The organism is Formosa sp. S-31, assembly GCF_051172795.1.
Classification (GTDB): domain Bacteria; phylum Bacteroidota; class Bacteroidia; order Flavobacteriales; family Flavobacteriaceae; genus Formosa.
This window is the reverse complement of record NZ_JAENDK010000008.1, coordinates 746362-761794: the sequence shown is the minus strand read 5'-3', so window position 1 is coordinate 761794 and position 15433 is coordinate 746362. Positions and strand designations below refer to the sequence as shown.

Here is a 15433-nt window from a genome sequence, read left to right as displayed (position 1 = left end):
AAAACACGTAATGTTCCACGTGGAACATATTAAGTTTAGATAATTAAACAGGCTTTAAAATGTTTGATAAAGTATATGATGTTATTGTAGTCGGGGCTGGACATGCGGGGAGTGAAGCTGCTGCTGCTGCTGCAAATATGGGGAGTAGTACCTTGCTTATTACTATGAATTTGCAGAACATTGCTCAGATGTCTTGTAACCCTGCTATGGGTGGAATAGCCAAGGGGCAGATTGTTCGTGAAATAGATGCGCTTGGTGGATATAGTGGTATAGTTAGTGATACTTCTGCTATTCAATTTAAGATGTTAAATAAATCGAAAGGACCGGCAATGTGGAGTCCGCGTGTGCAAAGTGATCGTATGCGTTTTGCTGAGGATTGGAGAATGATGCTTGAAAATACTCCTAATTTGGATTTTTACCAGGAGATGGTATCTGGATTAATAATTGAAGGAACTAAAGTAGTTGGTGTTAAAACTTCGCTTGGAGTTGAGGTTCGAGGCCGTTCTGTTGTTTTGACGAATGGAACTTTTTTAAATGGATTAATTCATATCGGTGATAAAAATTTTGGTGGAGGTAGAGCTGGTGAAAAAGCGGCTACTGGAATTACCGAACAGTTGGTTGATTTGGGGTTTTCTTCTGGAAGAATGAAAACAGGAACACCGCCGCGTGTTGATGGTCGTTCTTTAGATTATTCTAAAATGATAGAACAACCAGGTGATGAAAATCCGGAGAAATTTTCGTATTCCAATGTTACAAAACCCTTAACGAATCAGCGGTCGTGTTATATGACATACACCAGTACTTTGGTGCATGATTTGTTACGTGAAGGTTTTGATAGATCGCCTATGTTTAATGGAAGGATTAAAAGTTTAGGGCCGCGTTATTGTCCGTCTATCGAGGATAAAATTAACCGTTTTGCAGATAAGGATCGTCACCAGTTATTCGTAGAACCTGAAGGTTGGAATACCTGTGAGGTGTATGTAAATGGTTTTTCTACCTCCCTACCGGAGGATGTTCAGTTTAAAGCTTTGCGTTCTGTTGTGGGATTTGAAAACGTGAAATTTTTTAGACCTGGTTACGCTATAGAATATGATTATTTTCCACCTACACAGTTAAAGCATACTTTAGAAACAAAGCTTGTGGAAGGCTTGTATTTTGCTGGGCAGATTAACGGAACTACGGGTTATGAAGAAGCGGCGTCGCAAGGTTTAATGGCGGGTATCAATGCGAGTTTAAAAGTTCAGGAAAAGGAAGAGTTTATTTTAAAACGTAATGAAGCGTATATTGGTGTTTTAATAGATGATTTAATAACTAAGGGGACTGAAGAGCCTTATAGAATGTTTACTTCTCGTGCTGAATATAGAACCTTGTTGCGTCAGGATAATGCAGATTTTAGATTAACACCTAAAGGATATAAGATAGGTTTAGCATCTGAAGGACGCTTGAGTCGTATGGAAGAAAAGCATAGTAAGTCTGAAAATTTTGTTCAATTTTTTAAAGATACCAGTGTTAAACCTGAAGAGATAAATCCTGTTTTGGAAGAAAAGGAATCGGCTTTAGTGAATCAATCCGGTAAACTATTTAAAATTTTTGCGCGTCCAAATATCGAAATGGATGACGTTAGAAAGATAGAAGCTGTAGAGCAGTATATATTGGAACATGATTTGGATCGTGAAATAATTGAGCAAACAGAAATTCAGGTTAAGTATTCTGGGTATATAGAAAAGGAGAAAAATAATGCTGATAAATTAAATCGATTAGAAGATATTCGAATTCCTTCTAATTTCGATTATTCAAAAATTAAATCTATGAGTTTCGAGGCGCGTGAGAAGTTAAAGAAAATTCAGCCTACTAGTATTTCACAGGCTTCTCGTATTAGTGGTGTTTCTCCTAATGATATTTCTGTTTTACTCGTTTATATGGGTCGATAATTTATAACGTTCCACGTGGAACGTTATAAATTGTTTTCTATTTTTTATTAAAACAAACTGGTTTTCCTTAACAATTTATGCCTCAAAAATCACAAGCAATTTATATTTCGTGTAAAGATCATTCCGTTTCTGGGGAACAATTCGATTTAATTTATAATAAAGAATCTGATATTTTAATTACAACTCCACAACCTGAAGTAGGAGAGTTGGGGAAGTATTATTTAAGTGAAGATTATATTTCGCATACCGATGCCAAGCGAAATCTTTTTGAGAAAGTTTATCATCTTGTAAAACAAAATGCGTTAAAGAATAAATTAAGATTAATTAATGATTTTGCTTCTGAAGAAAAAAAACTTTTAGATGTAGGTTGTGGAACCGGAGATTTTTTGGTTGAAGCCAAAAAACAAAATTGGAATGTCTGGGGTGTGGAACCAGATACCGGTGCAAGATCTTTAGCTTCGGAAAAATTGGGAAAGCAGATATTTAATGTTGCTTCTGAAAACACATTGCAATCGGAATCTTTTGATGTAATTACCTTATGGCATGTTTTAGAACATTTACCTGATTTGGAAGAACAGCTGAAATTATATAACGCCCTTTTAAAACCAAATGGATATTTGGTTGTTGCTGTGCCAAATTTTAAAAGTTACGATGCTAAGTATTATAAATCGTTTTGGGCTGCATATGATGTTCCGAGACATTTATGGCATTTTTCTCAAAACGGAGTAAAACGTCTGTTGGTGAAAACTAATTTTTCTTTTGAAAAAACACTTCCTATGTTTTTTGATTCGTTTTATGTTAGTCTGCTATCAGAAAAATATAAATCAGGAGTTATGAATGTTTTTAATGCATTTAAGGTAGGGTTGGTGTCAAATATTAAGGCGAGACGTACAGGAGAGTACTCATCGTTAATTTATATCGCAAAAAAGAAGTAAATTCGTTATTTAAGCTTGTTATTTGTTTTTAAATTTAAATTACAAGGGTTTTGTAGCTGGATTTTTAAAACCCTCTTAAATCGCTTTAAAACGACTCGTTTTTAATAAATTTTATTTATTGAAATTGTTTTAAATATAAAAATTAATAATTTATTGGATTTTAACCTTTTCGTAAAATAAATGCTGGTTACTTTTCTATTTTTGCTTCTATAAATTAATTTTAAAAAGCACATGAAAAAAATATCAGTATTAGTAATTACATTAATTACTTTGGCTTCTTGTCAGCAATCTCAAAAAATCGGTTTTGTAGATAATTCTAAATTAGTAAACGCATATCAGGAAAAAATTGACGTAGAGGAAAAATATAAATTGCAGATAGAAGCTTCGAATAAAAGAACAGATAGTTTGGTTCAGAGTTTTCAGGCCGAATATCAGGAATTTCAATCTGAAGCTTCAAAAATGTCTCAGGACAAAGCGCAACAACGCTATCAGGAACTGGGCCGTAAACAACAAATGTTGCAGCAACAAATTCAAATGACAGAGCAGCAAATTGCGAATCAAAGTCAGGTCGAAATAGATTCTTTAATTACTAAAGTAAGAAAATTCGTAAATAAATACGGAGAATCTCATAATTACGATTTTATCTTGGGAAGTAACGAAGCCGGAAGTGTAATGTATGGTAAGGCGTCTGAAGATATTACCGAAGATTTAATTAAAGCGCTTAACGACGCTTATAAAAAGTAAAATTACTTGAAAAATAAAATTGAGCCATTTGTTTTTTACATCTGGCTTTTTTTGTGTTTTACATCTAATAAATTTCAAATAATTTTTAGAATTAGATTCTAATTAATTAAACGGAATATTTATAAATCAACTTATGAAGTTAAAACTTAGTATTTGTTTTTTATTCTTTTCTGTGTTGTTGCAAGCCCAGGAAAATTTTACAATTAGTGGTACGATTAAGGATTTTGCAAATGGTGAGTCTGTTTTTGGTGCATCTGTATTTTTAGAGAACTCTTCTATTGGAGGAATTACCAATGCTTATGGATTTTATTCGCTTTCTGCTCCAAAAGGGAATTACACTTTAGTTGTTTCTTATCTGGGGTATATAACCATAAAAAAAGAGATTGAATTAAATGAAAATAAGTCGTTCTCCTTCGAGCTTCAGGAAGACACCACAACACTGGATGAAGTTGTAATAACAGCCGAGGAAACTGAAAAAGCGAATATTCGTGATCCGCAAATGAGTGTGGCGGTAATAAAAAGTGCTACTATAAAGCAGATTCCTGCGGTATTAGGTGAGGTAGATGTTGTAAAATCTATTCAGTTACTACCGGGAGTTACTAATAATGGTGAAGGCGCAAATGGTTTTAACGTACGAGGAGGTGCAACCGATCAGAATTTAGTGTTACTGGATGAAGCTATCATTTTTAATGAGTCGCATTTATTTGGTTTCTTTTCGGTATTTAATGCCGATGTGGTTAAAGATATGAAGTTGTATAAGGGGAATATTCCTTCAAATTACGGTGGTAGAGTGTCGTCTGTACTGGATATTCGACAAAAAGATGGTAATAGTAAAAACTTTGATTTAACTGGCGGAATTGGTCTTATTTCAAGTCGACTTGCTGCCGAAGGTCCTTTGTTTAAAAATAAAGGGTCATTTATTGTGGCCGGGAGGTCGTCTTATGCGCATTTATTCTTAAAACTGGCAGACCAGAATAACACGGCATATTTTTACGATTTTAATGTTAAAGGGAATTACGAAATCAACCAGAATAACCGCCTGTATTTATCCGGATATTTTGGACGTGATATTTTGAATTTCGATGAAGCTTTTAAGAATAGCTATGGTAACAGTACATTTAATTTACGCTGGAATCATGTATTTAATGAGAAGCTGTTTTCTAATCTGTCTTTTATTTACGGAAACTACAATTATGGTCTGGAGCTAGGATTTATTGGACTGGACTGGATTTCCAGTATCAAAAATTTTAATGCGAAATACGATTTTAAATATTACCTAAATAATCGCACAACTTTAGATTTCGGTTTAAGTGCAATTACTTATAATTTTAATCCGGGTGAAGTAAGACCAACCGATGAAACTTCAGCAATAAATGAAGAGTTTTTAGATAAAAAACGAGCTTTGGAAAGTGGAATTTATCTGAATGCCGAACATAAATTATCTGATAAATTAAATCTGCAATTAGGTTTTAGATATAGTATGTTTAATCGTCTGGGTGGGCAGACACTTTCAACTTATTTAAATGATCAGCCGGTGGTTTATAACGAAGAACTGGAGATTTATGAAGCCGGGACGGTAACAGGAGAAGTAGATTATAAAAAGAGTAAAAGTATATCTACCTTTTCTAATTTCGAACCCCGTTTAGGTTTGTCGTATCAAATTAATGAAAATTCCTCACTTAAACTCGGGTACTCTAAAGTTGCGCAGTATTTGCATTTATTATCTAACACAGCTAATGCCACACCTTTGGATGTATGGACTCCAAGTGGACCATTTGTTAAGCCTCAGTTAGCAAATCAATATGCTTTAGGGTATTTTAAAGATATTTTAAATGGGGCATATTCTATTGAAACAGAAGGGTATTTTAAAACTGTAGATAATAGAATAGATTATATAGATGGCGCTACTTTAATAGCGAATAATACGATTGAAACCGTAATACTAAACGGAGAATCCCGGGCTTATGGTCTGGAATTTTTGTTCCGAAAAAATAAAGGAAAATTTACGGGTTGGCTGGCGTACACCTTATCAAAATCTGAACAGAAAACTGAAGGCGGGAAGGCTGGTGGTCCAGGTATAAATAGGGGAGAATGGTATAGTACAGCTTACGACCGAACTCATGATATTTCACTTACAGGAAATTATAAGTTTACTGATAAATGGAGTTTTAGTGGAAATTTTATTTTTCAAACCGGTCGGCCGGTAACCTATCCAGTGGGCCAGTACGAATATGAAGGTTTGTCTATAGCGAATTATCAGGGGAGAAATACCAATAGATTACCGGCTTACAATCGCTTGGATTTAGCTGCTACTTTTAAACCTAATTATAAACCTGATGCCAAATGGAAAGGCGAGTGGGTATTTAGTATTTATAATGTTTATAATCGAAAAAATGCAGCTTCTATTTCCTTTGGTCAAAACCTCGAAACCGGGGTTAATGAAGCCACCCGAACAGCAATATTCGGTATTGTGCCATCTGTTACGTATAATTTTAAATTTTAAGCCTAATGAAACTTTATAAATTTTTAGCTGTTATATTCATTTTTAGTTTAAGTGTCTCGTGTACCGATGTTGTAGATGTAGAAGTTCCAACTGCTGAACCGAGATTAGTTATTGAAGCTTCATTGGACTGGTTAAAAGGGACTTCCGGCCAAACACAAACAATAAAATTAAGTACCACTACACCGTATTTTGAACTGGACGTACCAAATGCTGTAACTGGTGCACAGGTACAGGTTGCTAAGCAGAGTGATAATACAATTTTTGAATTCACCGATAATAACGATGGCACGTATACTACAACTGGTTTTGATGCTGTTTTAGGTGAAACTTATACTTTGACTGTGGTTTATGAAGGAGAAGTTTATACAGCTACCGAAACGTTGTTACCGACAACGCCGATAACACAGGTGTTTCAATCGAAAGATGGTGGTATTTTTTCTGATGTATTGGAGGTTAATGTGTATTTTAACGATCCTGCAGAGGAAACCAATTTTTATGTTTTGAAATATCAGGATCAATCTGATGATTTTCCTTCTTTAATGGATGTATCGGATGAATTTTTGAACGGAAATGAAGTGCATTTGTTTTTTGAGAAAAATGGAGACGACGAGGAAGATGAGTTTCAACCTGGCGATGTTGTCGATATCAATTTGTATAATGTTTCCGAACGATATTACAATTATATTAAATTACTTAACAGCCAGTTAAGTGGCAATCCATTTGCTCCACCTCCTGTAGAGATTCGAGGAAATTGTATAAATGAAACCAATCCTGAAAATTATGCTTACGGCTATTTTAGAGTTACCGAAACAGATAAAAGGACGTATACCTTTACAGATGAAAATTAAGTCTTAGATTACTGAAATAGAAATACGGCAAAGACTGCTGCAATAAAATAAATTGTAATGTTTCGTGCGCCGTCGAAATCTTTGGCTATACGCTGCCCTAATAAAAATACCAGTAAAATGATACAGGATAAAATGCTGGCTATTAAGGCAAAAAATGTGGTTCCGTAACTAATAATCTGATATAGGCCCAGTACGCAAAAAATAGCGGTTATGGCTTCTAAGATTACAATTTTAACCAGTATAGTAGGGATAAATTTATGTATAAAGGTTTTTGAAAAATAATCTTTTAAAAACAATATGTTGCCATTCCAATCGGTAATCTTATCTAAAAAACTCATAAAGAACGTGATGAATAAGAAGATAAGAATCAGGATTTCGGCACTATGTTCTAAAAGAGTTTTCACGGATTAACTAAGATTGTTTTGCGTGTAATAATCGCGTTAGTTTTATGGAAAGATCGGTTAATATTATTTTTGAATTTCCGTTGCGTTCTATATGATAAATGGCATCTTGTAGCGCATCGTAAATATCTAAAATATTGCCGTTGTGCACGAACGGAGCAAATTTTTCCAGCTTAAATCCGGTTTTGGGTTCCAGATAAACTAAATCGGTAGCACCATAATTTAATAGCAAGGCCTGTCTGAAAAAGTCCATACAAAAGTGTAAAAATTGCTTTTGTATTTCCCGTCCGTTTTTAGCGATGTCTTCACTCCAGGTAATAATATCGTGAATGGCAGCTTTGTTTCCTTTCGCTTTAAAAGCGCTTCTAACCCACATAACAAACCAGTCTTCAAATTGAGAGTCTTCTGAATCGTGATATACCAGATCACAGGCCTTATTGTAATTTCCGTTAGCTTGATGGGCTATTTTTTGAGCCTCAGATTCGTTTAAGTCGTAAGTCTGCATTAAAGCAGTTTTAACAACGTTTTCTGACAGCACTGGAAAATGTAAAATCTGGCAACGCGATCTAATGGTGTTTAATATGTTTTGTTCTTCTTCGGCAATAAGAATAAATATGGTTTTGCTTGGCGGTTCTTCAATAAGCTTTAAGAGTTTGTTGGCTGCTGCGGCATTCATTTTTTCGGCCATCCATATAATCATAACCTTATAACCGCCTTCATAGGCTTTTAAAGACAAGGCTTTTACGATGTCCTGAGCTTCATCTACACCTATCTGGCCTTGTTTGTTTTCTACGCCTAAAACTTTATACCAGTCAAACAAATTTCCGTATGGTTGTTCTTTTAGTAACTGGCGCCATTCGGTTAAAAATAAACTGGACACTGGGTGAGATTTTACACTTCCGGTAGTCGTTACAGGAAAGGCAAAATGTAAATCGGGATGCGAAAGGTTTTTGAATTTTATATTGCAGGATTCATTTCCGGTATTATTCTCTCCACCTGAGTTTTTACACAAAATATATTGCGCGTAAGCAATAGCCATCGGCAAGGTTCCGCAACCTTCCGGACCAACAAATAATTGCGCGTGAGGAATACGACCATTATCGACACTTTGTGTTAAATGGTTTTTTATATGATCCTGACCTAAAATATCCTTAAAAAGCATAGCGCAAAACTATATATTTTTTTGAGAAACCATTATGGAATTGCTGTTTAGTTTGTTTGAAGTTGATTTTAGGTTAAAATGCAATAATTTAAATAATTAACGGGTTTTTTAAAATTCTTTTAAAATAGAAAACGTTTTCGTGAAAAAACTCATTTTTTACCTCTATTTTATTACTTACATTTGTAGTAATAACAAGAAATAAATTAAAGATGAAAACCCTTAACGATTTCAATTTTGAAAATAAAAAGGCATTAATCAGAGTCGATTTTAATGTGCCGTTAGACGAAAATTTTAATGTAACAGATAACACGAGAATCGTTTCTGCAAAACCAACAATTATTAAGGTTTTGGAAGATGGGGGAAGTTGTATTTTAATGTCGCATTTAGGTCGTCCAAAAGGCGTTCAGGATGAGTTTTCTTTAAAGCATATTGTAGATGAAGTTTCTGAAATTATTGGTGTAACCGTAAAATTTGTTCCAGAATGTGTAGGACCTGTAGCTGAAGAAGCTGCGAAAAACTTACAACCGGGAGAAGTTTTATTATTGGAAAACTTACGTTATCACGGTGAAGAAACCAAAGGTGATTTAGGTTTTTCTGAACAACTTGCAAAACTTGGAGATATTTATGTAAATGATGCTTTTGGTACTGCTCACAGAGCACATGCTTCAACAACTATTGTAGCACAGTTTTTCCCTGAAAATAAATGCTTCGGATATTTATTAGCTCAGGAAATCGATAGTATTAAAAAAGTTATGGAAACTGGAGAAAAACCTGTTTTAGCGGTTTTAGGAGGAGCAAAAGTATCTTCGAAAATTACCATTATCGAAAATATTTTAGACAAGGTGGATCACTTGATTATAGGTGGAGGTATGACCTTTACTTTTATAAAAGCTCAAGGGGGCCAAGTAGGAGATTCTATTTGTGAAGATGATAAAATGGATTTGGCTCTGGATATTTTAAAACAGGCTAAGGAAAAAGGTGTTAAGGTGCATATTCCTGTAGATGTAGTTGCTGCAAATGCATTTAGTAACGATGCCGAAACTCAGATTGTGGATGTTACGGCTATTCCTGATGGATGGCAAGGTTTAGATGCCGGACCAAAATCTATAGAAAACTTTAAAAAGGTTGTAATGGAATCTAAAACCATTTTATGGAACGGACCATTAGGCGTGTTCGAATTACCAACCTTTGCTAAAGGAACAATTGCGTTAGGAGATGCTATTGCAGATGCTACTAAAGCGGGAGCCTTTTCTTTAGTTGGAGGAGGAGATTCTGTTGCTGCTGTAAAACAATTTGGTTTCGAAGAAAAAGTGAGTTATGTAAGTACAGGTGGAGGTGCTATGTTAGAAAGTTTGGAAGGAAAAACTTTACCTGGAATTGCAGCTATTTTAAGCTAAAACAACATTTTAATAACGTAAATACAAGAGTTTTATAACTTTAACTTTCTTTTTCAGTTTAAAAACACGAATTTAGCCGCGAGGACGTTAATACCCCAAATGGTTAATAAATGAAGAAGCGACTGAGTATTTTCACATTAGGTGTGGCCATGCTACATGTAAGTGTGTCTTTTGCGCAGGATTCTTTGGCTGTAAAGGCCCAAGACTCGTTAAAAGTAGAACAAGTACAATCAAAACGATTATTAGAAGATGAATTAGTTTCGGGAGAAAAATATGTGATAGATACCATTATAGATGGTCAGACCTATTATAAACCCGAAAGTATTAAACCTGTAGTAGATTCTTTAAGTGTAAAAAACATTCAGGACCATGCCTATACGGCTGCGATAGATAAGCAATGGCTTGAAGAATTATACAGTAATACCTTATACGACACGATTTATGAATCGGTGGCAGAACTAACGTTTGAAGATATAGAGTATCCGGAGTTAAACACGGATACTCTTAAAAAACGTTTACTCGAATTAGATGCGAAGACGCCTTTTAATGTGGCATATAATCCTTCTCTGGAAAGTGTTATTAAATCGTATTTAAAAAATCGTCGTAAGACTTTACAAAAGCTTATGATGCTAAGTGAGTATTACTTTCCTATGTTCGAACGCGAACTCGATAATTACGATTTACCTTTAGAAATTAAGTATCTGGCGATTGTAGAGTCTGCATTAAAGCCAAGAGCAAAATCGAGAGTGGGAGCTACAGGTCTTTGGCAGTTTATGTTTTCTACAGGAAAATTATATGGTTTGGATGTAAGTAGTTATGTTGATGAACGAAGCGATCCTTTAAAATCGACAGAAGCTGCTGCAAAATATCTATCAAAACTTTACGAAATTTTTGGCGACTGGGATCTGGCTTTAGCTGCATATAACTCCGGACCAGGAAATGTTACAAAAGCGATAAGACGTTCTGGGGGGTATGAAAATTACTGGAATATAAGAATGTTTTTACCAAGGGAAACCGCAGGTTATTTACCTGCGTTTTTGGCAACCATGTATATTTTTGAAAATGCTGAAGAATTAGGGTTCAGTAAAGCAAAGCCTGAGTTTGCTTACATGGAAACTGATACGCTTCATGTGAAACAAATGATCACTTTAGATCAGGTTTCTGAAGTTACAGGAGTAGCAATAGAAGAGCTTCAGTTTTTAAATCCGTCGTATAAACTGGATATCATCCCATACATAAAAGATGAAAATTATACGTTGCGTTTACCGGTTCATGCCATTGGTCCGTTTGTGGCTAATGAAGAGTTGATTTACGCTTTTGCTAAGGCTGAATTTGACAAGCGTGAAAAACCATTACCTCAGTTTTTCGAATCGGAATCTAAAACAAGATATACCGTGCGTTCGGGTGATTATCTGGGACGTATAGCCCGAAAATTTGGAGTTAGGGTGAGCCAGATTAAACAATGGAATGGCTTACGCAGTAATAATTTAAGAATTGGGCAACGTTTAACGATTTATCCTCGAAATGCAAATGTAGTAGCGTCAAAACAAAACACATCGCTAGCGTCTTCATCAGCTTCAAAATCATCAGAATCTGGGGAAGAAAAACATTATGTTGTTAAAAAAGGTGACTCTTTATGGAGCATTGCACAAAAACATTCTGGAATTTCTGTTCAAAATATAAAAGATTGGAACGATATTAGTGGTAGTAATTTAAAACCGGGAATGACCTTAAAATTATTTAAGGGATAAATCTTTTTAAAAACTAAACTATTATGCGTAAAATTTTCTTTTTTCTTTCGGCTGTTGTGCTATTAAGCAGCTGTAATGGTGGAAATCAATCACCACAATCCTTATTACCGGAATCTTCGGGTAATATTAATAACTTATCTGTAGTAGTAAGTAATGAATTATGGCAGGGCAATGTGGGTGAAGCGATTAGAAATGTATTAGCTTCTCCAGTAGATGGGTTGCCGCAAGACGAGCCATTATTTGCGTTAAACCAGATACCACCACAGGTATTCTCTGGTTTTGCTACTAAAAACAGAACGGTATTAAAAATAGAGGAAGGACCAAATAAAGAAGCAGGTGTTAAAATAGCTAAAAACGTATTTGCATTACCGCAAAGAGTGGTTTTAGTTTCCGGGACATCAGATTCAGAGATTATTTCGCAGTTAGAAGCTAATCAGCAAAAAATTATCGAAGCCTTTAAAAATGAGGAATTAAAAGAAAAACAGCGTAGAATAAATTTATCTCCTTTAAAAATAGAAGGACTTGAATCCGATTTAGGACTTAAGTTAAACGTACCCAGTGCTTATAGAATAGCCAAACACGAAGGAAAGTTTTTTTGGTTGAGAAAGGATATTACAACAGGTACTCAGAATATCATGATTTATGAGTTGCCGCTTAATGCCTTAAAGCATAATGATAGCCTGGTAAATCAAATTATTAAAATTAGAGATTCTATCGGGCAAGTACATATTCCGGGACCAACAGAAGGCACCTATATGATTACAGAAAAGGCTTATGCACCGTATTTATTTCATACAACCATAGATGATAAACCGACGGTTGAAACGAAAGGAATCTGGGATGTTAAAAATGCTTTTATGTCCGGTCCATTTGTAAACTATATGATAGAAGATAAAGCTAATAACCGATTAGTTGTTATTGAAGGATTCACCTTTGCTCCTTCAGTTTCTAAACGTGATTATGTTTTTGAACTGGATGCTATAATGAAATCGGTTAAAATAGAATAAATATTCTTATTTAAATCGCATAAAAAAAGCCAACAATTTTAGTTGGCTTTTTTATATTAAGGGATATAAAATTTATTCTTTTTTATCTTTCTCGTCTTCTTTGGTAGCATCTTTAAACTCTTTAATACCGCTACCAAGCCCCTTCATAAGTTCTGGTATTTTCTTACCGCCAAATAATAATAAAATGGCTAGCGCAATTATAATATATTGCCAGGCTCCAATAACTAAAAATATTCCTAAAGAAATCATACTATTAAATGTTTAAGTTACAAAGGTAATAATTAAACTTTAATATAACCGTTTTCATATCAACTTTAAGTAAACTTGAAGGCTTAGTGATATAAAATTATTTAATTTTGTTTTACAATGGAATCAGGAAAAAAGAAAAACAAAAAAATAGCTAAAAAATTACTGCATAAGTACCGTTTGGTTATTTTAAACGAAGATACCTTCGAGGAACGACTGTCATTTAAACTTACACGATTAAATGTATTTGTAGTCTTGTCTTTACTAAGTATTTTTTTAATAACAGCAACTACCTTTTTAATCGCCTTTACACCTTTAAGAGAGTATATTCCGGGATATTCATCAGCAGCATTAAAAAAGAAAGCTACAGAGTTAACTTATAAAACCGATTCGTTGCAACAGGTCGTGTATAATAATGAGCAATATTACGCTTCGATTAAAAAGGTACTTCAGGGTGAGGTAAGTGCACGAGATGTACATAAGGATTCCATTATAGCAGCAACAAAATTAGAGGCAAGTCAGGTAGATTTTAATCCGACCAAAGCCGATTCTATTTTAAGAGAAAAAGTAGATAAGGAGGATAAATACAATTTATTTGAGTCAGCCACATCGGCAGCCAATTTTATATTATTTCCGCCGGTTAGAGGTGAAATAAGTGAACCTTACAACGTAAAGGATAAACATTACGCTGTAGATATTGTGGTTGCTAAAGATACTCCTGTTAAAGCGACTGCCGATGGTCGTGTAATATTTGCAGAATGGACCTCGGAAACTGGTTTTGTTATTATTTTAGAACATAGTTACGGACTGATTTCTGTATATAAACACAATACATTATTAATAAAATCTCAGGGAGATTTAGTTAAGGCGGGAGAAGTTATTGCTACGGCCGGAAATACCGGCGAATATACTACCGGCCCGCATTTGCATTTTGAACTGTGGAGCGATGGCTATCCTATAAATCCAATTAATTTTATCGATTTTAAATAATATGTCTATAAAAGCAGCTTTATCCAAGCCTTTTGCCAAATATATAAACTATACCATTCAGAAATGGGCAAAGGCTCCTGTAGCAACTCAGGAAAATGTTTTCAAGCAACTGATTTCTGAAGCAAAAAATACGCAGTTTGGTAAAGATCATGGTTTTAATACAATAAAGACATATCAGGATTTTACAGCCCGCGTACCGGTTAGAGATTATGAGGATTTAAAACCTTATGTTGAGCGCGTGGTTGAAGGTGAAGAAGACATACTTTGGAAAGGAAAGCCTTTATATTTTGCAAAAACTTCAGGTACTACATCTGGTGCTAAATATATTCCAATAACCAAGGAAAGTATGCCTACGCATATCGATGCGGCCAGAAATGCCATATTGATGTATATCTATGAAACGGGTAAAACTGATTTTGTTGATGGTAAAATGATTTTTTTGCAAGGTAGCCCGGAACTAGAAAAGAAGAATGGGGTTAATTTAGGTCGGCTTTCTGGAATTGTAGCTCATTATGTCCCTAAATATCTCCAGAAAAACAGATTGCCAAGTTGGGAAACGAATTGTATTGAAGACTGGGAAACCAAAGTGGATGCTATTGTTGATGAAACCCTACCTGAAAATATGACTATAATATCCGGAATTCCTTCCTGGGTACAAATGTATTTCGAGAAAATTCAGCATAAAACAGGAAAACAGGTGGGAGATGTTTTTAAGAATTTTAATCTGTTTATTTTCGGTGGTGTTAATTATGAGCCTTATCGCGCTAAATTCGAAAACTTAATAGGAAGGAAAGTTGATAGTATAGAGCTGTATCCCGCAAGTGAAGGTTTTTTTGCGTTTCAGGATAGTCAGAATGAAAAGGGCATGTTACTGCAATTAAATTCAGGTATATTTTATGAGTTTATTAAAGCAGATGAGTTCTTTGAAGAAAAACCTAAGCGCATTACAATTAAAGATGTCGAACCTGGTGTAAATTATGTAATGATTATTTCATCTACAGCAGGTTTATGGGCTTATAATATTGGAGATACCGTAGCATTTACTTCGGTAAAACCGTATCGTGTGGTTGTAACAGGACGGATAAAACATTTTATTTCAGCTTTTGGAGAACATGTAATTGGTAAAGAGGTTGAACAGGCAATGGAAGAAGCAACGGCGGATACAGAGACAAGAATTTCAGAATTTACTGTTGCCCCTCAAATAACTCCGGAAAGTGGATTGCCATATCACGAATGGTTTGTAGAGTTTGAAAATGAACCAGAAAATATTGCTCATCTGGTTAAAAATCTAGATGAAGCACTTCAGAAACAAAACAGCTATTATTTCGATTTAATTCAAGGACATGTACTGCAACCTTTAAAAATTACTCCAATTAAAAAAGGGGGCTTTCAGGATTATATGAAGTCTATAGGAAAACTCGGGGGACAAAACAAGATACCAAGGTTGTCGAATGACAGGAAAATAGCAGATAGCCTCTATCAGCTCAAAGTAACAAAATAGTATTATATTAGCGTGCT

13 protein-coding genes are annotated in these 15433 nt (G+C 34.7%); 10 read left to right on the top strand and 3 right to left on the bottom strand.

All coding sequences use genetic code 11. The features are described from left to right. Window positions 1-59: 59 nt before the first annotated feature. From mnmG to I3217_RS12970, 5 genes are all read left to right on the top strand, one after another. A complete protein-coding gene (mnmG, locus tag I3217_RS12990; RefSeq protein WP_435050192.1) occupies window positions 60-1931 on the top strand; it encodes a tRNA uridine-5-carboxymethylaminomethyl(34) synthesis enzyme MnmG in 1872 nt (623 codons plus the stop codon). 77 nt (window positions 1932-2008) lie between these two features. Then, a complete protein-coding gene (locus I3217_RS12985) occupies window positions 2009-2866 on the top strand; it encodes a class I SAM-dependent methyltransferase (RefSeq protein ID WP_435050191.1) in 858 nt (285 codons plus the stop codon). Window positions 2867-3097: 231 nt separating this feature from the next. Further along, window positions 3098-3610 carry an OmpH family outer membrane protein gene (locus I3217_RS12980; RefSeq protein WP_435050190.1) on the top strand — a complete coding sequence of 171 codons (513 nt, stop codon included), beginning with the start codon at window positions 3098-3100 and terminating at the stop codon, window positions 3608-3610. 133 nt (window positions 3611-3743) lie between these two features. Beyond that, window positions 3744-6113 carry a TonB-dependent receptor gene (locus I3217_RS12975; protein WP_435050189.1) on the top strand — a complete coding sequence of 790 codons (2370 nt, stop codon included), beginning with the start codon at window positions 3744-3746 and terminating at the stop codon, window positions 6111-6113. 5 nt (window positions 6114-6118) lie between these two features. Further along, entirely contained in the window at window positions 6119-6961 is an 843-nt protein-coding gene (locus I3217_RS12970; protein WP_435050188.1) for a DUF4249 domain-containing protein, read from the top strand. 8 nt (window positions 6962-6969) lie between these two features. Here I3217_RS12970 and I3217_RS12965 read toward each other — a convergent pair whose 3' ends face one another. Together I3217_RS12965 and holB are read right to left on the bottom strand one after the other, a co-directional pair. Further along, window positions 6970-7365 (bottom strand): DoxX family protein, encoded by a 396-nt coding sequence (locus tag I3217_RS12965; protein ID WP_435050187.1) that lies wholly within the window; start codon window positions 7363-7365, stop codon window positions 6970-6972. Window positions 7366-7372: 7 nt separating this feature from the next. Then, the gene (gene holB / locus I3217_RS12960; protein ID WP_435050186.1) at window positions 7373-8524 is read right to left on the bottom strand and encodes a DNA polymerase III subunit delta'; all 1152 of its coding nucleotides are present in this window, start codon (window positions 8522-8524) and stop codon (window positions 7373-7375) included. Window positions 8525-8733: 209 nt separating this feature from the next. Here holB and I3217_RS12955 point away from each other — a divergent pair, with 209 nt between their 5' ends. The 3 genes from I3217_RS12955 to I3217_RS12945 all read left to right on the top strand — a co-directional run bounded on the left by I3217_RS12955 (window position 8734) and on the right by I3217_RS12945 (window position 12679). Continuing rightward, entirely contained in the window at window positions 8734-9921 is a 1188-nt protein-coding gene (locus tag I3217_RS12955; protein ID WP_435050185.1) for a phosphoglycerate kinase, read from the top strand. A 110-nt stretch (window positions 9922-10031) separates the two neighbouring features. After that, window positions 10032-11672, top strand: coding sequence for a LysM peptidoglycan-binding domain-containing protein (locus I3217_RS12950; RefSeq protein ID WP_435050184.1), 1641 nt, complete (start codon window positions 10032-10034; stop codon window positions 11670-11672). Between the two features lie 23 nt (window positions 11673-11695). Continuing rightward, window positions 11696-12679: a DUF4837 family protein gene (locus I3217_RS12945; protein WP_435050183.1), complete on the top strand. Its 984-nt coding sequence runs from the start codon at window positions 11696-11698 to the stop codon at window positions 12677-12679. A gap of 72 nt (window positions 12680-12751) precedes the next feature. On the opposite strand, the gene tatA is transcribed toward I3217_RS12945, so the two are convergent. Next, window positions 12752-12928, bottom strand: coding sequence for a twin-arginine translocase TatA/TatE family subunit (tatA, locus tag I3217_RS12940; RefSeq protein WP_435050182.1), 177 nt, complete (start codon window positions 12926-12928; stop codon window positions 12752-12754). A 117-nt stretch (window positions 12929-13045) separates the two neighbouring features. Between tatA and I3217_RS12935 the strand changes: the two genes are divergently transcribed. After that, window positions 13046-13915 carry a M23 family metallopeptidase gene (locus I3217_RS12935; RefSeq protein WP_435050181.1) on the top strand — a complete coding sequence of 290 codons (870 nt, stop codon included), beginning with the start codon at window positions 13046-13048 and terminating at the stop codon, window positions 13913-13915. 1 nt (window position 13916) lies between these two features. Further along, on the top strand, window positions 13917-15416 hold the full coding sequence (locus I3217_RS12930) for a GH3 auxin-responsive promoter family protein (protein ID WP_435050180.1): 1500 nt from the start codon (window positions 13917-13919) through the stop codon (window positions 15414-15416). The last annotated feature ends 17 nt before the right edge of the window (window positions 15417-15433 follow it).

Excerpts from the sequence above, each read along its gene's own strand:
- mnmG (WP_435050192.1), top strand. The coding sequence starts at position 60 with ATGTTTGATAAAGTATATGATGTTATTGTAGTCGGGGCTGGACATGCG.
- I3217_RS12985 (WP_435050191.1), top strand. The coding sequence starts at position 2,009 with ATGCCTCAAAAATCACAAGCAATTTATATTTCGTGTAAAGATCATTCC.
- I3217_RS12980 (WP_435050190.1), top strand. The coding sequence starts at position 3,098 with ATGAAAAAAATATCAGTATTAGTAATTACATTAATTACTTTGGCTTCT.
- I3217_RS12975 (WP_435050189.1), top strand. The coding sequence starts at position 3,744 with ATGAAGTTAAAACTTAGTATTTGTTTTTTATTCTTTTCTGTGTTGTTG.
- I3217_RS12970 (WP_435050188.1), top strand. The coding sequence starts at position 6,119 with ATGAAACTTTATAAATTTTTAGCTGTTATATTCATTTTTAGTTTAAGT.
- holB (WP_435050186.1), bottom strand. The coding sequence starts at position 8,524 with ATGCTTTTTAAGGATATTTTAGGTCAGGATCATATAAAAAACCATTTA.
- I3217_RS12955 (WP_435050185.1), top strand. The coding sequence starts at position 8,734 with ATGAAAACCCTTAACGATTTCAATTTTGAAAATAAAAAGGCATTAATC.
- I3217_RS12950 (WP_435050184.1), top strand. The coding sequence starts at position 10,032 with ATGAAGAAGCGACTGAGTATTTTCACATTAGGTGTGGCCATGCTACAT.
- I3217_RS12945 (WP_435050183.1), top strand. The coding sequence starts at position 11,696 with ATGCGTAAAATTTTCTTTTTTCTTTCGGCTGTTGTGCTATTAAGCAGC.
- tatA (WP_435050182.1), bottom strand. The coding sequence starts at position 12,928 with ATGATTTCTTTAGGAATATTTTTAGTTATTGGAGCCTGGCAATATATT.
- I3217_RS12935 (WP_435050181.1), top strand. The coding sequence starts at position 13,046 with ATGGAATCAGGAAAAAAGAAAAACAAAAAAATAGCTAAAAAATTACTG.
- I3217_RS12930 (WP_435050180.1), top strand. The coding sequence starts at position 13,917 with ATGTCTATAAAAGCAGCTTTATCCAAGCCTTTTGCCAAATATATAAAC.